Here is a 24,876-nt window from a genome sequence, read left to right on the forward strand (position 1 = left end):
CGTGCGCCTGGTGGTCACGGGCGGGCTGGGCTTCATCGGATCCAACTTCGTGCGGCTGGTGCGGGAACGGCATCCGGACTGGTCCGTCACCAACCTCGACCTGGTCACCTATGCCGGCAACCCGGCCAACCTGGCCGACCTGGCCGACCTGGCCGGGTGGTCCGGTTACCGCTTCGTGAAGGGCGACGTGGCCGAGCCGGCGGACGTGAGCCGCGCCCTCGAGGGGGGCGCCGAGGGCATCGTGAACTTCGCCGCCGAGACCCACGTGGACCGGTCGATCCTGGCGGCGGAGCCGTTCGTGCGCACCAACGTCCTCGGCACGGTGCAGCTGCTGGAGGCCGCCCGCGCGCTCGGCGGCTGCCGGGTCGTGCACGTGTCGACCGACGAGGTGTACGGCGCGCTGGGACCGGACGACGCGCCGTTCACGGAGGCGACCCCGCTCAACCCGACGAGCCCCTACGCGGCGAGCAAGGCGGCCGCCGACCATCTGGCACTGGCGTTCGCCCGGACCTACGACCAGGACGTCGTGATCACCCGCTGCTCCAACAACTACGGGCCGTACCAGTTTCCCGAGAAGCTGGTGCCGCTGATGATCACCAACGCCGTGGAGGGCCGGCGCCTGCCGGTGTACGGGGACGGTCGGCAGGTGCGCGACTGGATCCACGTGGAGGACCACTGCGCGGGCGTGCTGGCGGCGCTCGAGCGGGGGCGGGCGGGCGAGGTGTACAACTTCGGCGCCCGCGCGGAGCGGGCCAACCTCGACATCGTGTCGCGGATCGTGGTGCTGACCGGCGTCGCCCCGGCGCTGGTGGAGCACGTGGCCGACCGGCCGGCCCACGACCGCCGCTATGCGATGGACGCGACCAAGGCCGAGCGCGAGCTGGGGTGGCGGCCGGCACGCTCCTTCGAGCAGGGCCTGGCGGACACGGTGCGCTGGTACGTGGAGCACGAGTCCTGGTGGCGCGCCGTCAAGGACGGGTCGTATCGGGCGTTCTACCGCGCATGGTACGAGGAGCGGGCGTCATGAACGTGGCGGTGGTGGGGACGGGCTACGTCGGGCTGGTGATGGGGGCGGGCCTGGCCGAGATGGGCAACGCCGTGGTCTGCGCCGACGTGGACGCCGGCAAGATCGAGCGGCTCCGGCGCGGCGAGGTCCCGATCTACGAGCCGGGACTCGAGCCGATGGTCACGCGGAACCAGGCGGAGGGCCGGTTGTCGTTCACCACCGACGTGGGCGAGGCGGTGCAGAAGAGCGACATCGTGTTCATCGCCGTGGGCACACCGCCCGACGAGGACGGGTCGGCCGACCTCAGCCACGTGCTCGACGTGGCGGTCACGATCGGCCGGCACATGAACCGGTCCAAGGTGGTGGTGACCAAGAGCACCGTGCCGGTGGGCACCGCCGAGAAGGTCCGCGCCGCCATCGCGGGCGAGACGGCGGTGCCGTTCCACCTGGCGTCGAACCCGGAGTTCCTCAAGGAGGGCGCCGCGGTCCAGGACTTCATGAAGCCGGACCGCATCGTGCTCGGGGTCCAGAGCCCGGAGGCGGAGGCGGCGCTCCGCGAGCTGTACGAGCCGTTCGTGCGCTCGGGGAACCCGATCCTGTTCATGGACATCCCCTCCGCCGAGGTCACCAAGTACGCCGCCAACGCGATGCTGGCGGCCCGCATCGCGCTGATGAACCAGCTCGCGGCGCTGTGCGAGCGGGTCGGGGCGGACGTCGACGACGTGCGCGCGGGCATCGGGTCCGACGCGCGGCTCGGCAAGGCGTTCCTGTTCCCCGGGCCCGGGTACGGCGGGTCCTGCTTCCCCAAGGACGTGAAGGCGCTGTGCGCCACCGGACGCGAGGTGGGCGCGCGCCAGGACATCCTCGAGTGCGTCGACGACGCGAACCAGCGGCAGAAGCGGGTGGCGCTGGAGAAGCTGGAGCGCGCGCTCGGCACCCTGGCCGGCCGGACCGTGGCGGTGTGGGGCCTGGCGTTCAAGGCGCAGACCGACGACATGCGCGAGGCCGCCGCGCTGGTCGTGATCGACGGGCTGCTGGCGGCCGGCGCGGCGGTGCGGGTGCACGATCCCAAGGCGCTCGACGAGGCGCGCCGCCGCTTCGGCGGGCGCATCGGCTACGTGGAGCGCCGCTACGACGCGCTCGAGGGGGCCGACGCGCTGGTGGTGCTCACGGAGTGGCAGGAGTACCGCGTGCTGGACTACGAGCGCGCCCGCAGCCTGATGCGGCGCCCGGTCGTGATCGACGCCCGCAACCTCTACGAGCCGGCGCGGATGCGGCAGCACGGGTTCAGCTACGACTCCATCGGGCGGGGACGGGTCTGATGCGCGTGCTCATCACCGGCGCGGCGGGCTTCCTCGGCTCGCACCTGGCCGACCGCTTCCTGGCGGCCGGCTGCGACGTCGTCGGCATGGACAACTTCGTCACCGGCAGCCCGGACAACATCGCGCACCTGACGGGGAACCGGCACTTCGCCTTCCACGAGCACAACGTCACCAACTTCATCTACGTGGACGGCCCGCTGGACGGGGTGCTGCACTTCGCGTCGCCCGCCAGCCCGCGCGACTACCTGGAGCTGCCCATCCAGACGCTCAAGGTCGGCTCGCTCGGGACCCACAAGGCGCTGGGCCTGGCCAAGGCCAAGGGGGCGCGCTTCCTGCTGGCCTCGACGTCCGAGGTGTACGGCGACCCGCTGGTGCACCCGCAGCCGGAAGGCTACTGGGGCAACGTCAACCCGGTGGGCCCGCGGGGCGTGTACGACGAGGCGAAGCGGTTCGCGGAAGCGATGACGATGGCGTACCACCGCTACCACGGCCTGGACACGCGGATCGCGCGCATCTTCAACACCTACGGGCCGCGGATGCGGGTGCGGGACGGGCGGGTGGTGTCGAACTTCGTCGTGCAGGCGCTCAAGGCCGAGCCCATCACCATCTACGGCGACGGCTCGCAGACACGGTCGTTCTGCTACGTCGACGACCTGGTGGACGGGATCGTGCGGCTGTTCGAGCGCGGGGCCGCCGAGCCGACGAACATCGGCAACCCGCGCGAGTACCGGGTGCTGGAGCTGGCCGAGCTGGTGATCCGGCTCACCGGTTCGCGCTCGGCGATCGTGCGCGAGCCTTTGCCCGAGGACGACCCCAAGGTCCGCCAGCCCGACATCGCCCGCGCGCGGTCGCTGCTGGGGTGGGAGCCGAAGATCGGGCTCGAGGACGGGCTCGGCCGGACGATCGCGTACCTGCGCGAGCAGCTGGCGTGACGCGGGTCCTGGTGACCGGGGCGGCGGGCTTCATCGGCTCGCACGTGGCCGAGCGCCTGGTGGCCCGGGGCGACGAGGTGGTCGGGCTCGACAGCTTCGACGACTTCTACGCCCGGCCGGTCAAGGAGGCCAACCTCGCGGCGCTGGCGCGCTCGCCGGGCTTCGAGCTGGTCGAGGGCGACGTGCGCGACGGCGCCCTGGTGCGCCGGCTGCTCGACGCCGAGACGGTGATCGTGCACCTGGCGGCGCGCGCCGGGGTGCGGCCCTCGCTGGAGGACCCGGCGCTCTACGCGTCGGTGAACATCGAGGGCACGGCGGTGCTGCTCGAGGCCGCGCGCCGCGCCGGCGCGCACCGGTTCGTGTTCGGCAGCTCGTCGTCGGTGTACGGCGACACGGCGCCGGTGCCGTTCGCCGAGGACTGGCCGGCCCTGCTGCCGATCTCGCCCTACGCCGCCACCAAGCGCGCCGGCGAGCTGCTGTGCGTCACCTTCGCCCAGCTGTACGGCCTGCGGATCATGGCGCTGCGATTCTTCACCGTGTACGGGCCGCGGCAGCGGCCGGACCTGGCGATCCACAAGTTCACCCGCCTGATCGCCGAGGGGCGGCCGGTGCCGTTCTACGGCGACGGGTCGAGCGAGCGCGACTACACCTACATCGACGATATTGTAGGAGGCGTCGCGGCGGCCGTGGGCTGGACCGCGGGCGGCGGACCGGGCGTCGAGATCGTCAACCTCGGCGAATCGCGGACCACGACGCTGAGCGCGCTGGTCGCCCTGATCGCCCGGGCGGTGGGGCGCGAGGCGCGGCTGGAGCGGCTGCCGGAGCAGCCGGGCGACGTGCGGCGCACCTGCGCCGACGTCCGCAAGGCCGGGCGGCTGCTGGGCTACCGGCCCGTGACGACGGTGGAGGACGGCATCCCGCGCTTCGTGCGCTGGTTCGAGGAGGTCCATGGACGCACGCACTAGCCACCTGGTGGCCCGGGCGAAGGAGCGGTTCGACGCGGGCGACGCGTACGGCACCATCCACCTGCTCTCGGAGGCGCTGGAGTCCGGGCAGGCCTTCGCCGACGCGCACAACCTGCTCGGGCTGGCGTACTCGGCCGTGGGCCGGCGCGAGGACGCGGTGGCGGAGTTCGACCAGGCGCTGCAGCTGAACCCCCGCTACGTGGACGCCCACCTCAACCGCGCCGTGCTGCTCAACGAGCTGGGCCGGTACGAGGACGCCGTGGCGGCGTTCGCGGCCGCCCAGGGGCTGGGCGCGGTGGACCACACCGGCTTCGCGGCGCCGGTCGCCTCGCAGCTGGCCAACCTGCACGCCGAGCTGGGCGAGGCGTACGTCGAGGCCGGCGGTCTCGTGCAGGCCATCGACCAGTACGAGCGTGCGGCCCGGCTGCGGCCGGAGTACGTGGACCTGCGCTATCGCCTGGCCCGGCTGCGGCTGGAGGCGGGCGAAGCGGACCAGGCGCGGCACGAGCTGGAGGGGATCCTGGAGCTGCGCCCGACCTTCTTCGACGCGCGCGCGGCCCTCGGGATGGCCTGCCACCTGCTGGGGGACACCCCCGGCGCCCGCCGCGCGTGGGAGCGGTGCCGCGTCGAGCGGCCCGACGAGCCCCGCATCGGCGCGTACCTCGCGCTGCTCGAGCGCGTGGAAGGCCGGCCGGCGGGGGCCGGCGCCTGATGCGGCGGTCCGCGGTGCGCTGGCGGTGGGCGCTGCCGCTTGTGGCCGCGGCCTGCGCGTCCGGCCCGGACCACGAGCGCCTGGGCGACCGGCGCTACGCGGAGCAGGCGTACGTGGATGCGCTCGCGGAGTACCGCCTGGCGATGCAGCAGCGCCGCCCGAGCTACGAGCTGCGGGCCAAGTTCGCCCAGGCGGCGCTGCACTCCGGCGCGCTGAGCGACGCGGTCATCGCCTACCGGGAGCTGGCACGCGCGGAGCCGGCGGCCCTGGACGAGGCGGCGGACGGCCTGACGCGCGCGGCGCGGCTGGCCGTCGGGGCGCGGGACATGGGAGCGGTGACGGACGCGATGGTGGCGCTGCACGACGTCGCGCCGCAGCGCCCCGTGGGCGCCCTCGCCGTGGCGCTGGGCGCGAGCTCGACGGCGCTGGCCAAGCGGCCGGAGGCGATGGACGTGCTGCTCCAGGCCGCCGCCGCGGCCCCGACGGCGGCGGCGACCGACTCCTTCCTGCTGGCGTACGGCGACGTCAACGCCCGGCTGGGCCGCTGCGACGTGGGCACGGGCGTCTACGCCGCCGTGCTGCGGCGCAACAGCCTGCCCACCCTGGCGCGGGCGGCGCAGGGCGGGCTCGCCGGGTGCGCCGTCGCGGACGGGAAGCTGTCGCTGAGCGCCGGCGCCCTCCAGGACGCGGTGCAACAGTTCCGCCGCGCGATCGCCATCGGGGTGCCGGACAGCACGGTGCGCCTGGCCTGGCTGCTGCTGGGGGACGCGCGCTGGGCGGACGGCGACACGGCGCAGGCCGTGGACTCCTACCGCCACGCCGTCGCCGGGGGCGGGGACCAGGACCCGACCGTGCTGCGCGCCGCCGCGCAGCTGGAGCGGCTGCTCAAGGGGGCCACCCCGTGACGGCGGCGGCGCGTACGGCGGCCGTGGCCCTGCTGGTGGCGGGGGTGGGGGCGTGTCACCACTTCGATCCGCGCGCGTATCCCGAGCCCCTGGACCTGATGCGGGCGTCGCTGCACGAGCTGCGGGCGGGGCGGTACGACAAGGCGCAGAGCGGCTTCCAGGCGCTCACGTTCAACGTCAGCTCGCACGACACGCTCTACCCCGTGGCGCGCTTCTACCTGGCGGAGTCGTACTTCGGCCAGGAGGACTACGTGACCGCGGCGCGGGAGTTCCGCCGCGTGTCGGACGAGAGCCCGACCTTCCGCCTCGCGCCGGACGCGCTGCTGCGGGCGGGCGACGCGTACGCCGCCCAGTGGCCCAACACGGCCCTCGATCCCTCGAACGGCCAGACCGCGCTGGCCACGTACCAGGAGCTGCAGAGCCGGTTTCCGGACTCGCCGGCGGCACGGGTGGCGGGGGTGCGGATCCGGGCCCTGAACGAGCGGTTCGCCGTCAAGGAGCTGGAGAACGCGCTGTTCTACTTCCAGCGCGGCGCGTACGACTCGGCGATCCTGTACTTCAAGGACCTGATCGCCACCTATCCGTCGTCGTCGCTGGTGCCCGAGACGTACGTGTACCTGGTGCGGTCGTACCAGGCCATCGGCTGGAAGGACGAGCTGGGGGCGTTCTGCGACCAGCTGCGGGCCTACTACGCCCCGTTCTACCGGCAGCGCGCCGACGTCCGGGAGCTGTGTGGCGACCGGGCTGCTGGGCGGTAGCTTCGATCCGGTCCACCTCGGGCACCTCATCGCCGCCGACCGTGCGGCGGAGGCGCTGGGCCTGGCACGGGTGCTGTTCGTGCCGTGCCGGCGCCAGCCGCTGAAGGCCGAGGGCCCGGTGGCCGGCGCGGCGCACCGCCGCGCGATGATCGAGCTGGCGATCGCGGGCCACCCCGTCTTCGCGCTCGAGCCATTGGAGCTGGACCGCGCGGGCGAGGGGCCCTCGTACACCGTGGACACGCTGCGCGAGCTGAAGCGGCGCTGGCCCGGCGAGCGGCTGGTGCTGCTGCTCGGGGCCGATGCGGCCGCGGACCTCGGGCGGTGGCGGGCCGTCGAGGAGGTGGCCCGGCTCGCGGAGGTGGCCGCCCTGACGCGCCCCGGCGCGCCGGAGGCGGCGAGCGGCCTGGTGCGGCACGTGGTGGCGACGCCGGCGATCGAGATCTCGGCGCGCGACATCCGGGCCCGCTGCCTCGCGGGGAAGAGCATCCGCTACCTGGTTCCGGATGCCGTGGCCGACTACATCGCGAAGGAACACCTGTACCGATGACACTCGCTTCTGGTAACCACTGCGCAACTTGCCGTCTGCACGACGGGCAACTGGTGACGTGATGCCGCTGCCGACCGTCGTCACGAAGATCCTGGGCACGCGCTTCACGCGCGAGCTGAAGCACATCCGGCCGCTGGTGGACGCCGTCCACCAGCACGAGGAGACGCTGCGGGGAATGTCCGAGGCCGAGCTGCGCGGCCAGACGGCCCGGTTCCGCGCGCGCATCGCCGAACGGACCGGGACGCTCAAGGACGAGGTGGAGCGGCTGAAGCAGGAGAAGCACGGGTGCGCGGATCCGGACGAGCGGGACCGGATCGACCGGCGGCTGCTGGAGCACGAGCGGGAGCTGGCCGACGCCACGGCCGACGTGCTCGACGAGCTGCTCCCCGAGGCGTTCGCGACGGTCCGCGAGGCGTGCCGGCGGCTGCTGGGCACCAAGGTGATGGTCACCGGGCGCGAGCTGATCTGGGACATGGTGCCCTACGACGTGCAGCTCATCGGGGGCATCTGCCTGCACCGGGGCAAGATCGCGGAGATGGCGACCGGCGAGGGCAAGACGCTGGTGGCGGTGCTCGCGCTCTACCTGAACGCGCTCCCGGGCAACGGATCGCACCTGGTGACGGTGAACAACTACCTGGCCCGGCGCGACTCCCAGTGGATGGGGCACGTCTACACCTGGCTCGGCCTCACCGTGGGCTGCATCGACGACACCGAGCCCGGCTCGCCCGAGCGGCGCGCGGCGTACGGGTGCGACATCACCTACGGCACCAACAACGAGTTCGGCTTCGACTACCTGCGCGACAACATGGTGTTCTCGCTGGAGCAGCGCGTCCAGCGGGCCCACACCTACGCGATCATCGACGAGGTGGACTCGATCCTCATCGACGAGGCGCGCACCCCGCTGATCATCTCGGGGCCGGTCGGCAACGAGACCGACACCAAGTACGCCGACCACAACCAGGCGGTGGTCGGCCTGGTGCGCCGCCAGAGCGAGGTCGCCAACAACCTCATCGCGGACGCCGAGAAGCTGTGGCCCACCGACGAGTACGCCAGTGCGGTGAAGGCCTACCAGGTCCAGCTCGGGATGCCCAAGCACAAGCGGCTGCTCAAGTACCTGCAGGAGCAGGGCGCCAAGAAGCTGGTGCAGAAGGTCGAGCTCGACTACATCGCCGACCGCAAGCTGCCCGCCAAGCAGCAGAAGCTCCGCGACCTCGAGGAGGAGCTGTACTTCGTCCTCGACGAGAAGGGGCACTCGGTCCACCTCACCGACCAGGGCGTCGAGCTGCTCTCGCCCCGGGACCCGGCACTGTTCATCGTGCCGGACCTGTCGGAGGAGGTGCTGAAGATCGACCGCGACGAGCAGCTCTCCGCCCACGAGAAGCTGGAGCGGCGGGCGCAGCTCGAGTCCGACTACGCCGCCAAGAGCGAGAAGCTGAACATCATCCACCAGCTGCTCCGGGCGCACGCGCTGTACGAGAAGGACGTCGAGTACGTGGTGCAGGACGGCCAGATCTTCATCGTGGACGAGTTCACCGGCCGCATCCTGCCCGGCCGCCGCTGGTCCGACGGGCTGCACCAGGCGGTGGAGGCGAAGGAAGGCGTGCAGGTCAAGGGCGAGACCCAGACGCTCGCCACCATCACCATCCAGAACTACTTCCGGATGTACGCCAAGCTGGCCGGGATGACCGGCACGGCGGAGACCGAGGAAGAGGAGTTCTTCAAGATCTACGGCCTGGAGGTGATGGTCATCCCCACCAACCGGCCGGTGCGCCGCATCGACAACCACGACCGGATCTACCGCACCCGGCGCGAGAAGTACAACGCGATCAGCGACGAGGTGCAGCGCCAGCACGGGCGCGGCCTGCCGGTGCTGGTCGGCACCGTGAGCGTCGAGGTGTCGGAGACGCTGTCGCGGATGCTGAAGCGCCGCGGCCTGAAGCACGAGGTGCTGAACGCCAAGTACCACCAGCGCGAGGCGGAGATCGTGGCGCAGGCCGGTCAGCCGGGCGCGATCACGATCGCGACCAACATGGCCGGCCGCGGCACCGACATCAAGCTCGGCCCGGGCGTCACCAAGTGCAAAGTGTGCGGGATCAAGGCCCGCCAGGCGCCGTTCGGCCAGGCCATCGACCAGCCCGACCTCGCGTGGGAGGAGATCCAGAAGCTCGGCTGCATGACCGACCCGCCGTGCGGCCTCCAGATCATCGGCACCGAGCGCCACGAGTCCCGCCGCATCGACCGCCAGCTGCGGGGCCGGTCGGGCCGCCAGGGCGACCCGGGCGGCTCGAGCTTCTTCCTCTCGCTCGAGGACGACCTGATGCGGCTGTTCGGGTCGGACCGCATCGGCTCGCTCATGGACCGGATGGGCGCCGAAGAGGGCGAGGTGATCACCCACCCGCTGGTGACCCGGTCCATCGAGGGCGCCCAGAAGCGGATCGAGCTGCAGAACTTCCAGGCCCGCAAGCGCCTGCTCGAGTACGACGACGTGATGAACCAGCAGCGCGAGGTGATCTACTCGCTGCGGCTGTTCGCGCTCGAGGGCGGCGAAGAGGCCAAGGCCGAGGCCATCCGCATGGTGGACGGCGCGCTCGAGCGCCCCATCGACGAGGCCATCGGCGGCGGCAAGCACCCCGAGCTGTGGGACCTGGCCACCCTGCAGGAGGCGCTGCAGATGCGGTTCCTCCTGACGGCGCCGGAGCTGTCGAAACGGGGCGTCGCCAGCCGCGCCGAGCTGTTCGAGCTGGTGAAGCGGAACGCCCGCGAGGCGTTCGACCGCAAGGTGAAGGCGCTCGACACCTACGGCGGGCAGTACGGGGTGCCCAAGCTGGCCGAGCAGGTCCTCAGCCAGGTGATGCTCCGCAGCATCGACGAGAAGTGGAAGGACCACCTCTACGACCTGGACCAGCTCCGCAACGCGATCACCTATCGCGCCTGGGGACAGAAGGACCCGCTGATCGAGTACAAGCAGGAAGCCTTCGGCATGTTCGTGGACCTGATGGCGGACCTGCGGGCCACGTTCAGCGAGCAGTTCTTCAAGGTCCAGGTCACGGCCGGACCGCCGGCGGCTCCGCCCCCGCCCCCGCCGCGCACCTTCACCGGACCCGCGCTGCGCGGTCCCGGCGAGCCCACCGGCCGGCCGAGGAGCGTCGGCGCCGACCTGGTCGAGGAGGACGCCCTGGCGGCGCCCGAGCCGGCCGCCGCCCGCGCGGGCAACGTCCTGGTGGGCGGCAACCGCTTCGGCGGGCCCTCCCCGGCGGGGCTGCCCGTCGGCTGGGAGAAGACCGGCCGCAACGACCCGTGCCCGTGCGGCTCGGGCAGGAAGTTCAAGAAGTGCCACGGGGCGGCATTGTAGGGTGCGGGGATCAGGCATTCGGTGGGCAGGGCAGTTGCGAGACGCCCAGTTGCGAGTGGTTGTGAGTTGCCAGCCATGAGAGCGAGCACGGGCGTCGGGCAGCGAATGGCTGCGGCGGGGCCCGTTCCTCTTGCTGGACACTCTTCCCTCGTAACCACCCGCAACTTGGCGTCTCGCAACTGATCTGATCACTGCCATCCTGCGTCGAATCGCGCCGCGCCGTTGCGAATCCGCCCACAAACACGGGTCCGGATCAGTAGGTTGGGGCCGTGCCGGTTCGGATTTCCGAGACTCGGGTGCAGGACCGTCCGCGGGAGCGGCTGCTCCGGCTGGGCGCGGCCGCGTTGACGACGGCGGAACTCCTGGCGATTCTCATCGGTACAGGCCGGAGTGGCGCCTCGGCGCCGCAGGTCGCCGCGGCCCTGCTGGCGCAGGGCGGACCGGACCTGCCGCGCCTGGCACGCCGCACGGCGGCCGAGCTGGCGTCGGTCGCCGGGATCGGCGCCGCCAAGGCGGCGCGCGTCGTGGCCGCGCTCGAGCTGGGCCGGCGGCTGCTCGAGGACGGGCGCCCCGACCGGCCCCGGATCCGCTCTCCGGCCGACGTGTACCGCTGGTTCGCGCCGCGCCTCGCCGATCTGGCGGCGGAGGAGTTCCACGTGCTCGCACTCGACAGCCAGAGCGGCGTGCTGCGCGACCTGCTCGTCACCAGGGGGATCTTGAACTCGTCGCTCGTGCACCCGCGTGAGGTGTTTCGCGGCGCCATCGCCGAAGCCGCGGCGGGGATCATCGTGGTCCACAACCACCCCTCGGGCGACCCGACCCCGTCGGCCGACGACCGCGCCGTGACGCGGCAGCTGGTCGAGGCCGGCCGGGTGCTCGACCTGCCGGTGTACGACCACGTCGTCGTGGGCGCCAACCGCTACGTGAGCTTCGCCGAGGCGGGGCTGCTGTGACCGTCCTGCCGGTCCCGGCCATCCCGGGCCTCACCGACGCGCTCGAGGCGTACGCCGACCGGCTCGACCTGGACCTGCTGGATCGGGCCTACCGGTTCAGCGCCTCCGCGCACCGCGGGCAGAAGCGCTGGTCGGGCGAGGACGCGGTCACGCACGGCATCGCGGTCGCGCGCATCCTCATCGAGGCGCACATGGACTCGACGTCGGCGGCGTGCGGGCTGCTGCACGACGTCATCGAGGACAGCGAGGTCACGGTCCCCGACCTCGAGCGGGAGTTCGGTGCCGAGGTCGCCGCCATCGTCGACGGGCTGACCAAGATCTCCAGCCTCACCTTCCGGTCCACGGCCGAGGAGCAGGCGGAGAACTACCGCAAGCTGCTGCTCTCGGTGGCCCGGGACGCGCGGGTCGTGATCGTGAAGCTGGCCGACCGGCTGCACAACATGCGCACGCTGGAGCACCTGCCCGAGGAGAAGCAGCGGCGCATCGCCCAGGAGACGCGCGAAATCTACGCCCCCCTGGCGCACCGCTTCGGAATGGCGGGCATCAAGGCGGAGCTGGAGGACCTGGCGTTCCGGTTCCTCGAGCCGCAGGAGTACGACGCGCTGGGCCGCAAGGTCGCCGCGCAGCAGGCCGAGCGCGAGGACCTGATCGAGCGGATGCGGGAGCCGCTCCGCCGCGAGCTGGAGCGGACCGGCATCACGGGCGTCGAGGTGACGGGGCGGCCCAAGAACCTCTGGTCGATCTACCGCAAGATCCTGCGCCGCGACCTGCCCTACGAGGAGATCTACGACCTGATGGCGATCCGGGTGCTGGTCAACACGGTGCCCGACTGCTACCACGCCCTGGGGGTGATCCACTCGCGCTGGACGCCGCTGCAGGAGCGGATCAAGGACTACATCGCCCAGCCGAAGTCGAACGGCTACCAGTCGCTCCACACCACCGTGTTCGGACCGAGCGGCCAGCTGTACGAGGTCCAGATCCGCACCCGCGAGATGCACCACACCGCCGAGTACGGCATCGCGGCGCACTGGCTCTACAAGGAAGGGCGCTCGCCGGACGACCTCGACCGCCACCTCACCTGGTTCCGCCAGCTGCTGGACCACCAGCAGGAGGCGCTGACGGCGGACGAGTTCATCGAGTTCCTGCGCATCGACCTGTACGCGGACGAGATCTTCGTCTTCACGCCGCAGGGCGACGTCAAGCAGCTGCCCAAGGGCGCCACGCCCATCGACTTCGCCTTCGCGGTCCACACCGAGGTGGGGTACCACTGCCAGGGCGCCAAGATCAACGGCCGCATTGCGCCGCTCCACCGCGCCCTCAAGAACGGCGACACGATCGAGATCCTGACGTCCGCGTCGGCGCGCCCCTCCCGCGACTGGATGGCGCACGTGCACACCGGGCGCGCGCGGACCAAGCTGCGCCAGTGGGTCAAGCAGGAGGAGCAGGACAGCTCGCTCGCCCTGGGCGAGGAGATGCTGGACCGCGAGCTCAAGCGCCGCCACCTCCCGCGGCCCGACGCCGACGCGCTCCAGCGGGCGGCGGAGGCGCTGTCGCTCCCCGACGAGGCGCATCTCAAGGAAGCCCTGGGCCGGGGCGACTGCTCGGTGGTGCAGCTGCTGCGGGCGCTCCATCCCGAGCTGGCCGAAGAGGAGGCGCCGCCCCCCAAGCCCGGCACCCTGGGCCGCCTGGTGCAGCGCATCCGGGTGGGCAAGGGGGTCCGCATCCAGGGGGTGGACGGCCTGATGGTGCGCTACTCCCAGTGCTGCCAGCCGGTGCCCGGGGACCCGGTCACGGGCTACGTCACCCGCGGCCGCGGGATCTCGATCCACCGCGTGGACTGCCCCAACCTGCTCGCGCTGGACAACGAGCCGGAGCGGCGGATGGACCTGGACTGGCGCGAGGTCGAGGGCGAGGTGTTCGCGGTCCGCCTCGACCTCGTGGGCGAGGACCGCCGCGGGCTGTACGGCGACATCTGCACCGCGATCGCGCAGGCCGCGACCAACATCCGCAGCTGCGAGCTGGTGAGCGGCGAGCTCGGCATGACCGGCCAGGTGATCGTGGAAGTCGAGAACCTCTCCCACCTCAACAAGGTCATCAAGGCCGTCCGGAAGGTGAAAGGCGTGAGCGACGTCAGGCGCCGCGAGCGCCTGATCGCGTGACGGCGCCGGACGGGGGACGACGCGCGCAGGACTCCTCCGAGGCGCCGCCCGCACGATCCGGCCCTGGTACGAGTACCACCGCGTTCACCCTCGAGGCGCCGTTCCAGCCCGCGGGCGACCAGCCCCAGGCCATCGAGGCCCTGGTGCGGGCCTTCACCTCGGGCGAGCGCTACCAGGTGCTGCTCGGCGTCACCGGCTCCGGCAAGACGATGACGATGGCGAACGTCGTCCAGCGGCTCGGCGTGCCGGCGCTGGTGCTGTCGCACAACAAGACGCTCGGGGCGCAGCTCTACGGCGAGCTGAAGTCCTTCTTCCCCTCCGACGCGGTCGAGTACTTCATCTCGTACTACGACTACTACCAGCCCGAGGCGTACGTGCCGCAGACCGACACGTACATCGAGAAGGACGCCTCCATCAACCAGGACATCGAGCGGCTGCGCCTGCGGGCCACCTCGAGCCTGGTGGAGCGCGACGACGTGGTGGCGGTGGCCACCGTGTCCGCCATCTACGGCCTGGGCGATCCGGTCGAGTACAAGGAGCAGATGCTGCGCCTGGCGCGCGGCGACCTGGTGGGCCGGCGCGCCATCCTCGAGCGGCTGGTCGCGATCCAGTACCAGCGCAACGACGTCGCCTTCGAGCCCGGCAACTTCCGGGTGCGCGGCGACGTGATCGAGATCTTTCCCGCCTACGAGGAGCAGGCGGTCCGGGTCGAGCTGGCCGGCGACCTGATCGAGCGCATCGTCAAGGTGAACCCCCTCACCGGCAAGACCGTGGCGGAGCTGGCGCGCTGCGCGATCTACCCGGCGACGCACTTCGTGACCGACCGCCGGAACCTCGAGCGGGCGGTGGGCCTGATCCGCGAGGAGCTCGCCGAGCGGCTGGACGTGCTCAAGTCGGCCGGCAAGCTGCTCGAGGCGCAGCGGCTGGAGTCGCGCACCCGGTTCGACGTCGAGATGATGCTCGAGGTGGGCACCTGCCACGGCATCGAGAACTACAGCCGCCACATCTCGGGGCGCGCGGCCGGGGAGCGGCCCGCGTGCCTGATGGATTTCTTCCCGAAGGACTTCCTGGTCATCGTGGACGAATCGCACGTCACCGTCCCGCAGGTCGGCGCGATGTACGCGGGCGACCGCTCGCGCAAGGAGACCCTGGTCGAGTACGGCTTCCGCCTGCCGAGCGCACTCGACAACCGGCCGCTCCGCTACGACGAGTTCCTCGCCCTCGCGCCGCGCGTGCTGTTCCTGTCGGCCACCCCGGGGCCGGAGGAGCTGCGGCTCAGCGGCGGCGCGGTGGTCGAGCAGCTGGTGCGGCCCACCGGCCTGATCGACCCGGAGGTCGAGATCCGCAAGGTGGCGGGGCAGGTGGACGACCTGCTCAAGGAGATCCGGCTCCGGGAGCGGCGCGGCGAGCGGGTGCTGGTCACCACGCTCACCAAGCGCATGGCCGAGGACCTCACCGACTACCTCGCGCAGGTCGGCGTCCGGGTGCGCTACATGCACTCCGACATCGACGCCATCGAGCGGATGGACATCGTGCGCGGGCTCCGGCTCGGCGAGTTCGACGTGCTGGTGGGCATCAACCTGCTGCGCGAGGGGCTCGACCTGCCGGAGGTCTCGCTGGTGGCGATCCTCGACGCCGACCAGGAGGGCTTCCTGCGCTCGCGCACCTCGCTGATCCAGACGGTCGGGCGGGCCGCGCGCCACCTGGCCGGCCGCGCCATCATGTACGCCGACCGGACGACCGACTCGATGCGGGAGGCGCTCGAGGAGATGCAGCGCCGCCGCACCGTCCAGGAGCGCTACAACCGGGAGCACGGCATCACTCCGCGCTCCATCGTGAAGTCGGTCGACGAGATCCGCTTCACCACGCGGGTGGCCGACGCGCGCGAGGACCCGCTGCCGCGGACGGAAGCCCTGTCGCTGGCGGGCAAGGCCGCCGCCGACTGGACCGCGCTCGACGCCGCGCAGCGCGGGGAGCTGCTGAAGCGGCTCGAGGACGAGATGCGCCGCGCCGCGGACGACCTGGACTTCGAGCTGGCCGCGCAGATCCGCGACCAGATCCTCGATCTGAAGTCCAGTTCCCAGACGGCAGGACGGCAAGGCGGAAGGGAAGGCGAATCGGCGGGCGGCGGCGGGGCGGGCGCGAGCGGCGGCAGGCGGCGGGGGCGTGGACGTCCGGCGCGTCGATGAGGCGGCGCTGGCGCGGTTCGGCGAGGCCTTCGCGCGCCGGCTCCGTCCGCCGCCGGCCGTCGTCGTGACCGTCGCCGGCGAGCTGGGCGCCGGCAAGACGACCCTGGTCCGCGCCGTCGCCCGCGCCCTCGGCGTCACGGAGCCCGTCACCAGCCCCACCTTCGCGCTCGTCCACCGCTACGCCGGCGCCACCGCCGCGATCTACCACGTCGACGCGTACCGGCTCCGCCGCGCGGCGGACGCCGCGGACCTCGGCCTCGACGACATGCTCGCCGAGCCCAGCGTGGTGCTGATCGAGTGGCCGGAGCGGCTCGGCGAGGCGCTGCCTCCGGTGGACCACCGGATCACCCTCGCCTACACCGACGATCCGCTCATGCGGGAGCTGGGCGTCGCGTGAGCTCCCGGGAACGCTATCTCGCCCTCGATACCGCGACCGACGTCCCCACACTCGCCCTGGGCTCGCCCGACGCCCCCGGCGAGGACCTGCGGATCGCCTCCCGTCGCGACCTGTCGCGCGACGTCGAGCGCGTGGCGGCGGAGCTGCTGGCCCGGCGCGGCGCCCGAGTCCGGGATCTCGCGGGCGTCATCGTGGCGGACGGTCCGGGCTCCTTCACGGGCCTCAGGATCGGCATCGCCTTCGCCAAGGGGCTGTGCCGGGCCGCCGGCCTCGCGCTGGCGAGCGCGCCCTCGCTGCTCGGCGCGGCGCTCGCGGCCTCGGGCGGTCGGGGCACCGTGCTGGTCGAATACGACGCGCAGCGCGGCGACCGCTACCGCGCCGTGTACCGCTTCGCGGACGCTCCGCCGGACCGGCGCGGCGTGACGGGCTCCGCGCGGGTGGAGGTGCTGGCCGCCCCGACCCTCGTGCCGGGCGACGCGCCGCCGCCGTCGCTGCCGGACCTCGTCCGGGCCGGCGCCGCGCACGCGTCGGCCGCGTGCCTGATCCGCCTCGGGGCGGTGGCCGGTGGGCTCGCCGGGATCGCAGCCCCCGACGCCTGGGAGCCGGCGTACGGCCGGCTCGCCGAGGCGGAGGCGCGCTACCGTGCCCGCCACGGCTAGGCCGCTCGGCTCGCGCGACCTCGATCGCGTCATGGCGATCGAGCGCGCCGCGTTCACGGATCCCTGGCCGCGCTCGGCCTTCGTCGAGCTGCTGGGTCAGTCGCACGTGCGTGCGTTCGCGGTGGACGGCCCCGACGGCCCGCTCGCCGGCTACGCGTTCGCCTCGGTCGCGGCGGACGAGGGCGAGATCCTCAACCTCGCCGTCGAGCCGGGCGTGCGGCGCCGCGGCCTGGGCCAGGATCTCCTGTACGCGCTGCTCGCGATGCTCCGCCGTGAAGGCGTCGGCATCGTGCACCTCGAGGTCAGGGAGTCGAACGCCGCGGCGATGCGCCTGTACGAGCGCGCCGGCTTCCGTCCGGTCTCGACGCGGCGCGGCTACTACCGGAACCCGACGGAAAACGCCGTCACCATGGCGCTGGCGTTGGCGCCTGAAGTCGCCGAGAAAGGATGAGGTAACACGTGCTTTCGGTTGACAAAACCCGTTGTGGCGCCTATACTTCCGCCCTGTCCGTGGTCCCCGATCCTGCCGCAAGGAGGGTCGCCAGGTGAGTCGCAGTCTCAACAAAATCATGCTGATCGGGAACCTCGGGGCCGACCCGGAGGTTCGGAGCACCAGCAACGGGTCCCGGGTGGCGACGCTGTCGCTCGCCACCAGCCGCCAGTGGACCACCAAGGCCGGCGAGAAGCAGGAGAAGACGGAGTGGCACCGCTGCGTGGTGTGGAACCAGGGCGGCAGCGGCCTGGCCGACGTGGTCGAGAAATACCTCAAGAAGGGTGACCGGGTCTATGTAGAGGGCCGGATCGAGTACCGGAATTGGAAGGACAAAGAGGGCCAGACGCGGTACACGACCGAGATCAACGTGCGCGACATGGTGATGCTGTCCGGTCGCGGCGACGGCGGCGGCGGCGAGGGCCGGCGGGGCTCGGCCGCGGCGGCGAAGGGCGCGGCGCCGGCCGGAGATTCGGCGCAGGGCGCGGGAGGGGCGGGGGCGGGGGCGCAGGGCAAGGAGGATTCGTTCGAGGACTTCCCGGAGGCACTCGATGAAGAGGACGACGATCTTCCTTTCTAGGCTCGCGCAGCACCGAGTGATGGTGGGCGTGGCGCTCGTCGGCGTGGCGGTGACGCTGGCCGGCACGGCGCCGCTCGCGGCGCAGCAGCCGGCCGCGGCGCGCGCACCGCTGCCCGCCACGCACGTGGTGCAGCAGGGGGAGACGTTGTGGGGGCTGGCGCAGCAGTTCCTGGGTGACCCGCTGCTGTGGCCGGAGATCTACCGGCTCAACACCGCCGTCATCGAGGATCCCCACTGGATTTTCCCGGGCGAGGAGCTGCACCTGGGGCCGGCGTCCGAGCCCGTGGCGGCGGCGCCCGCCGCGCCGGAGGCACCGGCCGCGCCCGCGGCGGCCGCGGCGCCCGTGACGCCGACGGCGGAAGCCGCGCCGCAGGGCGACATCGCGGTCGCGCCGGCGGCCGGCGAGACCACGGCGGCCGTGACGCAGACGAGCATTTCCAATCCCGCCATGGGGCCCACGATCTTCGCGACCCAGGGCCGCACCAGCGTCGCGGCCGGATCGTTGCGGCTCGGCGAGCAGCGCGAGTACCGGGCGGTGCGCGAGGGCGAGTACTACTCCTCCGGCTACGTGCTCGACGCGGGGGAGCAGCTGAACTCCGGCGCGCTGGTCGGCAACACGTCGACCTCGTCGATCAGCCGGCTCACGACCACGAACAGCGCGATGCTCTACGGCACCGTGGCCATCACGCCGCCGCCGGGTGACACCCTGAAGCCGGGCGATCTGCTGATGGCGTACGACACGCCCCGGATCATCCAGGGCTACGGCTCGATCGTCCGCCCCACGGGCCTGCTCAAGGTCGTCACCGCCGGACGCGATACGGCCATCACCCAGGTGGTGGCGCTGTACCAGAGCGTGGACGGCGGGCAGCACGTGGTCAGGGCCGTGCCGTTCGAGTCCAAGCGCGGCATCTGGCCGCGCCCGGTGTCGCCCGACAGCGCGGTCTCCGGCGAGGTGCTCGACCTGCGCTCGCCGCGCGAGGTGGTGAACCAGCAGGACGTGCTGTTCATCAACAAGGGGTCGGGCGACGGCGTGCATCTCGGCGACATCTTCCAGGTCAGCCGCGTCAGTCCGCCGGCGGCGGGGATCGGCGCGATCACGCAGAACCAGGGCAAGGTGCTGATCGTGTACGTGCGGCCGCACACGGCCTCCGGCGTCCTCATCCAGGTCGACCGGGGCGACATTCGCCCGGGGTCCACCGTGCTCCAGATTCGCCGGATGCCTTCGTGACGCTCGGACCCGCCCGCTCGGGCGGGTCCGTCTCCTCGCCGGTCTCGGCCGGCCCAAGCCCATCCATGAGGTCCTGCGGGGCATGAAACGCCGTGTGCTCGTCACCGGGGGTGCGGGGTTCATCGGATCCCACGTGGCCGACGCGTTCCTGGCATCCGGGTGCGACGTCACCGTCATCGACAACCTGTCGCGGGGCCGGGCGCCGAACGTGCCGAAGGGGGCGGATTTCCGGCAGCTGGACCTCGGGTCGCCCGAGGCCCGCGCGCTGGTTGCGGGCGGCGGATTCGAGGTGATCGCGCACCTCGCGGCGCAGGTGGACGTGCGGGTCTCGGTGTCCGATCCGATGCTCGACGCGCGGGAGAACCTGCTGGCACTCCTCAACCTGCTCGAGGGCGCCCGCGCGGGCGGCACGCGTCGCGTGGTGTTCTCGTCCTCGGGCGGCGTGGTCTACGGCGAGCGCAAGCCGCCGCACGTGGAGACCACGCCCAAGCTGCCGGTCTCGCCGTACGGCGTGAGCAAGCTGGCGGCGGAGTACTACCTCGCGTGCTACGCGCAGCTGTTCGGACTGGAGGCGGTGTCGCTGCGGTACGCGAACGTGTACGGGCCGCGCCAGGATCCGCACGGCGAGGCGGGCGTGGTGGCGATCTTCGGCAACCGCCTGCGCGCGCGGAAACCGCTCACGGTGTACGGGGACGGCAGCCAGACGCGCGACTACGTGTACGTCGGCGACGTGGCGCGCGCCAACGTGCTGGCCGCCGAGGCGGCGCTGCCGCCGCTCGACGGGACGGTGGACGCGCGGGCCTTCAACGTGGGCACCGGGGTGGAGACCTCCGTCACGGCGCTGGCCGACGCGATGGTGGCGGTCGCCGCGGTGGACGTGAAGGTGGAGCGCGCGGCGGCGCGCGCGGGCGAGCTGCAGGCCAGCGCCCTGGTGGCGGCCAAGGCGGAGCGGCTGCTGGGCTGGCGGCCGCAGGTCCCGCTCACCGAGGGGCTGCGGCGCACCTACGACTGGATCCGCGGGGACGCCTCGTGATGCTGCTGCAGGTCGGCGGCGCCGTGCCCACCACCGAGCTGGAGCTGATCGCCGTCTCGAGCTTCGCGACCAAGATCGTGCTCGGCGTGCTGGCGGTGTTTTCCGCCGTCTCGTGGTTCCTGATCTTCGCCAAGCTGTGGCAGTTCCGGCGCATCCGGCGCGCCGGGGACGCCTTCTTCGACGCCACCGAGCACGCCACGCGGCTCGAGGAGGGGCGGGCGGCGGTGGACCGGCTCGCCCCCTCTCCGTTCACGCGCCTGTTCACCGAGGGGCTCAACTTCTTCGCTGACGTGCGCCCCGGGGCGCTCGCCAAGGCGCCGGGGCCGGGCGGCGTGCTCACGCCCACGCAGCTCGAGGCGCTGCGCATGGTGCTCGAGACCCAGGTGGACGCCGAGCACGACCAGCTCGGGCGCTACATCCCCTGGCTCGCCACCTTCGGCTCGGTGAGCCCGCTCATCGGCCTGCTCGGCACCGTGCTCGGCGTGATGGACGCCTTCATCGGGATCTCGGTGCGCGGGTCCGGCAACATCTCGGCGGTCGCGCCCGGCGTGGCCGAGGCGCTGGTCGCGACGGTGGCCGGACTGGCGGTCGCGATTCCGTCCGTGATCGCCTACAACATCTTCACGGCCCGGCAGAACTTCGTCGCGGCCGAGCTCGAGGGGTTCGCCCGCGAGCTGATCGTGACGCTCGCCCGGGAGGGGAGGTTGTAGGTGGCCGCCCGGCGCCGTGCACGCTCCGGGTACAACGCGGACATCAACGTCACGTCGCTGGTGGACGTCGCCTTCGTGCTGCTGATCATCTTCATGATCACGGCGCCGATGATGCAGGGCGGCGTGCAGGTCCAGCTCCCGCGGGTCGAGACCCGACCCCTCCAGCCGGAGCAGGGCGTGGTCGTGTCGGTGGACCGGCGCGGCCGGGTGTACGTGGATCAATCCGCCTTCAGCTACGAAGACTTCCGCGCGACGTTCAACGCGCTGGTGGCGCGCCGCAAGCCGTCGGCCGTGTACCTGCGCGCGGACCAGGGGGCCTCCTACGGCGACGTGGTGCGGGTGCTGGCCGTGATCCGCGCCTCGGGCATCCGGGACGTCGGCCTGGTGGCCGAGGAGGAGACCGGCCGGCCGTGAGGGGGCTGCGGCACCGATCCGCGTCGGAGCGCCTGGGCCTGCCCGGCGTGGCGGGCTCGGCGGCGTTGCACGCGCTCGCGGTGCTCACCTTCCTGACCGCGGGCGGCCTCAAGGCGCGCCCGCGTCAGCCCCCCGTGTACCGCGTGACGCTGGTGGCCCCCCTCGGCACCGCGCCGGCGGCGGCGCCCGCCGGCGCGGCGGGCACCGCGCGGCCCGTGACGCCCGCGCCCGCGAGCCGGGCGCCGAAGCCTGCCGTGCGAGCCGCGCCCCGCGGGCGGACGCCGGCCGCGCCCGTGAGGCCGCCCGCGCGCTCGCCGGCCGCGACCCCCAAGCCCGCGGCGCCGACCAGCCCTCCGGCCGCCCCCGCGCGAGCGCCGGCGCCGGCCGCGAGCGCCGCGGCATCCGGCGGAGCGCCCGGAATGCCGAGCGGATCCCCCGGTGGTTCGGACGTCACGACCATCAAGACGGAGGGGGTCGAATTCCCGTTCCCGGGGTATCTACACAACCTGGTCTCGCAGGTGTACCGGCGGTGGAGCCCGCCGCCGTCCAACGCCCGGCTGGAGGCTGAGATCTTCTTCCTGGTGCACCGGGACGGCGCGGTGACCGGCCTGCTGTTCATCCGGCGCTCGGGCTCGTTCGCCTTCGACCTCGAAGCGCAGGGGGCCCTCGAGGCCGCGGCCCGGGCCGGCGCGTTCGGCGCGCTGCCGGCGGGTTACGGCCCGGACGTGCTGCCGGTCTCCTTTTACTTCAATCCCGGGAGTGCGCGGTGAGACGCGGGTGGCTGGTGGCGGTGGCGATGCTCGCGCCCGCCGCGCTTCGCTCGCAGGACAGCACCCGCCCCGCGCCCGTCGGAGTGCGGGTCGGCATCACCTACACGCCGGGCACGCGGCCGAGCGTCGCGGTGCTGCCGGTGGCCACGGCTTCCCTGGACAGCGTGCGGGCGATCCTGCTGCGCGACCTCGACTACTCCGACCGCTTCGAGGTGCTGCTGCCGCCCCCGACGGTCGCGATGCAGGGCGGCGCCCCGAACTACCCGGGGCTGACGGCGTTGGGCACCGACCTGGCGGTGGCGGTCGTCGGGGCGGGCGGGCCGGGCGGCGACGTGGACGTGCAGCTGCACGACGTGCGCGCGGGCAGCGTGAGGAACCACCTGTCGCTCCAGCTTCCGGCCGGCGGCGAGGCGCTGCGCGCCGCCGTGCACCGGGTCGCCGACGAAGTCGTGCGATGGGCCACCGGCACGCCGGGCGTCGCCGCGACGGCCATCCTGTTCGTGTCGGACGGCAGGCTGTGGCGCGTGGACCCGGACGGCGCGGGGCTGGCGAACGTGCCCGCGGCCGGTCGGCCGACGCTCTCGCCGGCATGGTCGCCCGACGGTCGCACCGTGGCGTACACCGCGTTCGTTCCCGGCGGCCGGCCGCTGGTGCTCCAGGACCTGGCGTCGGGCAGCCGCGAGGTCGTGCCCGGCACGGAGTACGGCGTCAACATCACGCCCGAGTTCTCCCCCGACGGCCGGCGGCTCGCGTACGCGCACGGCGACGAGAACGGCACCGACGTCTACCTGTACGACGTCGCGCGGCACTGCTGCGTGACGCGGCTGACGGTGGGGCGCTACTACGACAACCTCTCGCCCACCTGGAGCCCCGACGGCCAGCGGCTGGCGTTCGTCTCCTCGCGCCCCGGCTCGCCGCAGCTGTACGTGATGTCGGCGGACGGGAGCGGCCAGGAGGCCCTGGCGCGGTTCGACTACGGCGCCACGGGCCAGTCCAACGGCCCGGAGTGGTCGCCCGACGGCCAGGCGATCGCGTTCCACCGGGAGGTGGGGGGCGTGCCGCAGGTGTTCGTCCTGGACCTGGCGACGCGGGCCGTGCGCCAGATCACGGGCGAGGGGCGGAACGAGGACCCGACCTGGGCGCCGGACGGGCGGCACCTGGCGTTCGCGTCCACGCGGGGCGGCGTCCGGCAGCTGTGGATCGTGGATCTCGAGACCGGGCGGATGCGCCCGCTCGCCGCCACGGGCGGCGCGCGGCTCCCCGCGTGGTCGCCGCGTCGTACATTCCTGACGGAGGCGCGATGATGGCCAGGCTCTGGAGAGCGGGACCGGCGGTGGTGTTCCTGGCGGTGGCCTGCAGCAAGCCCCCGGCGCCGGCGCCGACGACCCCGGTGGCCGCGGCGCCCGACCTCGCGCGCGCGGCCGACTCGATCGCCGCGGCCCGGCGGGACTCCGCGGCGGCGGCCGCGCGGGCCGACTCGCTCGCCCGGGCCGAGCGCGAGCGCGTGCGGGCCGACTCGGTGCGGATGAGCGTCCAGCAGGTGAGCGCCGACACGGCACCCAAGGGTGCCCCGGCGGGGCTCGCCGCGGCCGATTCGGCGCTGCTGGCCGAGCCGATCCACTTCGACTACGACCGGGCGGACATCGGGGCCACGGACCAGGCGCAGCTGGACCGCAAGGTCGCGGTGCTGGCCGCGCACGCGCGGCTCGAGATCCGGATCGCGGGCAACTGCGACGAGCGCGGCTCCACGGAGTACAACCTGGCGCTGGGCGAGCGCCGGGCGGCCGCGGCCAAGCGGTACCTGGCCGCGCACGGGGTCGCCGCCACGCGCGTGGAGATCGTCTCCTACGGCAAGGAGCACCCGCTCGACCCCGGGCACAGCGAGGGGGCGTGGGCGAAGAACCGGCGGGACGACTTCGTGGTGACGAAAGGGGCCCGCTAGTGCGGCCGTGGCGGCTCGGCATCGTGGCGGCGGCGCTGCTCTCCGGCGCCTGTGCCATGCGGAGCGACGTGACCAGGCTGCGCCTGCAGCTCGACGCGCAGCAGCAGGCCGCGGCACGCTCCGACTCGGCCCTGCGCGCCGACCTGTCGGCCATCGCCCGGCTGGTGCAGGGCGTGCTCGACACGTTGGCCGCGCAGGGGACCGTGATCGGCGGGATGCGCGGCGACCTGCGCGTGGATCTGTACAACGTCCAGCAGCAGCTCGTGGCCGTGCAGGAGCTGACCGGGCAGAGCCAGCAGCGTCTGACCGAGCTGCGCGCCCAGCTCGAGGAGCGCTCCAGCCAGCTGGCGGCCCCGCCGGCAGCCGCCGCACCCGCCGCCGCGCCGACCCCGGGGCAGGGGAGCCCCGCGGCGGCGGCGCCGCCCGCCGCGCCGGCCGGTCCCGGGCCGGACCAGCTGATGGAGCTGGGACTGCAGCAGCTGCGGCGCGGCAGCCCGGCCACCGCGCGCGGCGCCTTCGCGGAGTTCCTGAGGCTCTACCCGACCCACGCGCGCGCCGGCGACGCGTACTTCTTCACTGGCGAGGCCTGGTCGGCCGAGCAGCACGGTGACTCGGCCGCAGCGGCGTACCGCCAGGTGGTGCAGCACTACCCCACGTCGACGCACACGGCCGCGGCCCTGTACAAGCTGGGGCTGATCGCGCTCGCCGCCGGGCACCGCGACGACGCGGTCGCCCAGTTCAGCTCCCTGGTGGCCGCGTTCCCGGCGTCGGCGGAGGCCGCGCTGGCCCGCGAGCAGCTGCGCTCGCTCGGCGCCCCGCCTCCGGCCGCGCCCCGGCCCAAGCCGTAACCGGC

General features: G+C 72.9%; 24 protein-coding genes. All 24 read left to right on the plus strand.

The features are described from left to right. Window position 1 precedes the first annotated feature (1 nt). Window positions 2-1,027, plus strand: coding sequence for a dTDP-glucose 4,6-dehydratase (rfbB, locus tag VMF70_07810; protein ID HTT67917.1), 1,026 nt, complete (start codon window positions 2-4; stop codon window positions 1,025-1,027). Further along, a complete protein-coding gene (locus VMF70_07815) occupies window positions 1,024-2,328 on the plus strand; it encodes a UDP-glucose/GDP-mannose dehydrogenase family protein (protein ID HTT67918.1) in 1,305 nt (434 codons plus the stop codon). The genes rfbB and VMF70_07815 overlap by 4 nt, the downstream gene beginning before the upstream one ends. Next, window positions 2,328-3,260: a UDP-glucuronic acid decarboxylase family protein gene (locus tag VMF70_07820; GenBank protein ID HTT67919.1), complete on the plus strand. Its 933-nt coding sequence runs from the start codon at window positions 2,328-2,330 to the stop codon at window positions 3,258-3,260. The genes VMF70_07815 and VMF70_07820 overlap by 1 nt, the downstream gene beginning before the upstream one ends. Continuing rightward, window positions 3,257-4,225, plus strand: coding sequence for an NAD-dependent epimerase/dehydratase family protein (locus VMF70_07825; GenBank protein HTT67920.1), 969 nt, complete (start codon window positions 3,257-3,259; stop codon window positions 4,223-4,225). Before VMF70_07820 ends, VMF70_07825 begins: the two co-directional genes overlap by 4 nt. Further along, a complete protein-coding gene (locus VMF70_07830; GenBank protein ID HTT67921.1) occupies window positions 4,209-4,937 on the plus strand; it encodes a tetratricopeptide repeat protein in 729 nt (242 codons plus the stop codon). Before VMF70_07825 ends, VMF70_07830 begins: the two co-directional genes overlap by 17 nt. Continuing rightward, entirely contained in the window at window positions 4,937-5,842 is a 906-nt protein-coding gene (locus tag VMF70_07835) for a hypothetical protein (GenBank protein ID HTT67922.1), read from the plus strand. The genes VMF70_07830 and VMF70_07835 overlap by 1 nt, the downstream gene beginning before the upstream one ends. Next, window positions 5,839-6,600: an outer membrane protein assembly factor BamD gene (gene bamD, locus VMF70_07840; protein ID HTT67923.1), complete on the plus strand. Its 762-nt coding sequence runs from the start codon at window positions 5,839-5,841 to the stop codon at window positions 6,598-6,600. Before VMF70_07835 ends, bamD begins: the two co-directional genes overlap by 4 nt. Next, window positions 6,575-7,147 carry a nicotinate-nucleotide adenylyltransferase gene (nadD, locus tag VMF70_07845; protein HTT67924.1) on the plus strand — a complete coding sequence of 191 codons (573 nt, stop codon included), beginning with the start codon at window positions 6,575-6,577 and terminating at the stop codon, window positions 7,145-7,147. The genes bamD and nadD overlap by 26 nt, the downstream gene beginning before the upstream one ends. Window positions 7,148-7,208: 61 nt before the next feature. Then, window positions 7,209-10,499: a preprotein translocase subunit SecA gene (gene secA, locus VMF70_07850; protein HTT67925.1), complete on the plus strand. Its 3,291-nt coding sequence runs from the start codon at window positions 7,209-7,211 to the stop codon at window positions 10,497-10,499. 269 nt (window positions 10,500-10,768) lie between these two features. Then, window positions 10,769-11,452 carry a DNA repair protein RadC gene (gene radC / locus VMF70_07855; GenBank protein ID HTT67926.1) on the plus strand — a complete coding sequence of 228 codons (684 nt, stop codon included), beginning with the start codon at window positions 10,769-10,771 and terminating at the stop codon, window positions 11,450-11,452. Beyond that, window positions 11,449-13,611, plus strand: coding sequence for a bifunctional (p)ppGpp synthetase/guanosine-3',5'-bis(diphosphate) 3'-pyrophosphohydrolase (locus VMF70_07860; protein ID HTT67927.1), 2,163 nt, complete (start codon window positions 11,449-11,451; stop codon window positions 13,609-13,611). Before radC ends, VMF70_07860 begins: the two co-directional genes overlap by 4 nt. Beyond that, window positions 13,608-15,800 carry an excinuclease ABC subunit UvrB gene (gene uvrB / locus VMF70_07865; GenBank protein HTT67928.1) on the plus strand — a complete coding sequence of 731 codons (2,193 nt, stop codon included), beginning with the start codon at window positions 13,608-13,610 and terminating at the stop codon, window positions 15,798-15,800. The genes VMF70_07860 and uvrB overlap by 4 nt, the downstream gene beginning before the upstream one ends. Further along, entirely contained in the window at window positions 15,778-16,197 is a 420-nt protein-coding gene (gene tsaE / locus VMF70_07870; protein HTT67929.1) for a tRNA (adenosine(37)-N6)-threonylcarbamoyltransferase complex ATPase subunit type 1 TsaE, read from the plus strand. Before uvrB ends, tsaE begins: the two co-directional genes overlap by 23 nt. Next, window positions 16,194-16,856, plus strand: coding sequence for a tRNA (adenosine(37)-N6)-threonylcarbamoyltransferase complex dimerization subunit type 1 TsaB (gene tsaB / locus VMF70_07875; GenBank protein HTT67930.1), 663 nt, complete (start codon window positions 16,194-16,196; stop codon window positions 16,854-16,856). The genes tsaE and tsaB overlap by 4 nt, the downstream gene beginning before the upstream one ends. Then, window positions 16,840-17,307 carry a ribosomal protein S18-alanine N-acetyltransferase gene (gene rimI / locus VMF70_07880; GenBank protein ID HTT67931.1) on the plus strand — a complete coding sequence of 156 codons (468 nt, stop codon included), beginning with the start codon at window positions 16,840-16,842 and terminating at the stop codon, window positions 17,305-17,307. The genes tsaB and rimI overlap by 17 nt, the downstream gene beginning before the upstream one ends. Before the next feature lie 94 nt (window positions 17,308-17,401). Further along, window positions 17,402-17,926: a single-stranded DNA-binding protein gene (gene ssb / locus VMF70_07885; protein HTT67932.1), complete on the plus strand. Its 525-nt coding sequence runs from the start codon at window positions 17,402-17,404 to the stop codon at window positions 17,924-17,926. Further along, a complete protein-coding gene (locus VMF70_07890) occupies window positions 17,898-19,154 on the plus strand; it encodes a LysM domain-containing protein (GenBank protein HTT67933.1) in 1,257 nt (418 codons plus the stop codon). The genes ssb and VMF70_07890 overlap by 29 nt, the downstream gene beginning before the upstream one ends. 82 nt (window positions 19,155-19,236) lie before the next feature. Then, window positions 19,237-20,187, plus strand: a complete 951-nt coding sequence (locus tag VMF70_07895; protein HTT67934.1) for an NAD-dependent epimerase/dehydratase family protein — start codon at window positions 19,237-19,239, stop codon at window positions 20,185-20,187. After that, the gene (locus VMF70_07900) at window positions 20,187-20,897 is read left to right on the plus strand and encodes a MotA/TolQ/ExbB proton channel family protein (GenBank protein ID HTT67935.1); all 711 of its coding nucleotides are present in this window, start codon (window positions 20,187-20,189) and stop codon (window positions 20,895-20,897) included. Before VMF70_07895 ends, VMF70_07900 begins: the two co-directional genes overlap by 1 nt. Continuing rightward, window positions 20,898-21,311 carry an ExbD/TolR family protein gene (locus VMF70_07905; protein HTT67936.1) on the plus strand — a complete coding sequence of 138 codons (414 nt, stop codon included), beginning with the start codon at window positions 20,898-20,900 and terminating at the stop codon, window positions 21,309-21,311. After that, on the plus strand, window positions 21,308-22,081 hold the full coding sequence (locus VMF70_07910) for a TonB C-terminal domain-containing protein (protein ID HTT67937.1): 774 nt from the start codon (window positions 21,308-21,310) through the stop codon (window positions 22,079-22,081). Before VMF70_07905 ends, VMF70_07910 begins: the two co-directional genes overlap by 4 nt. Further along, window positions 22,078-23,385 (plus strand): hypothetical protein, encoded by a 1,308-nt coding sequence (locus VMF70_07915; GenBank protein ID HTT67938.1) that lies wholly within the window; start codon window positions 22,078-22,080, stop codon window positions 23,383-23,385. The genes VMF70_07910 and VMF70_07915 overlap by 4 nt, the downstream gene beginning before the upstream one ends. Further along, complete coding sequence (pal, locus tag VMF70_07920) at window positions 23,382-24,023, plus strand: peptidoglycan-associated lipoprotein Pal (GenBank protein HTT67939.1); 642 nt, start codon at window positions 23,382-23,384, stop codon at window positions 24,021-24,023. Before VMF70_07915 ends, pal begins: the two co-directional genes overlap by 4 nt. Beyond that, on the plus strand, window positions 24,023-24,871 hold the full coding sequence (locus tag VMF70_07925; GenBank protein ID HTT67940.1) for a tetratricopeptide repeat protein: 849 nt from the start codon (window positions 24,023-24,025) through the stop codon (window positions 24,869-24,871). Before pal ends, VMF70_07925 begins: the two co-directional genes overlap by 1 nt. The last annotated feature ends 5 nt before the right edge of the window (window positions 24,872-24,876 follow it).

This window comes from Gemmatimonadales bacterium (assembly GCA_035502185.1).
GTDB lineage: Bacteria > Gemmatimonadota > Gemmatimonadetes > Gemmatimonadales > JACORV01 > Fen-1245.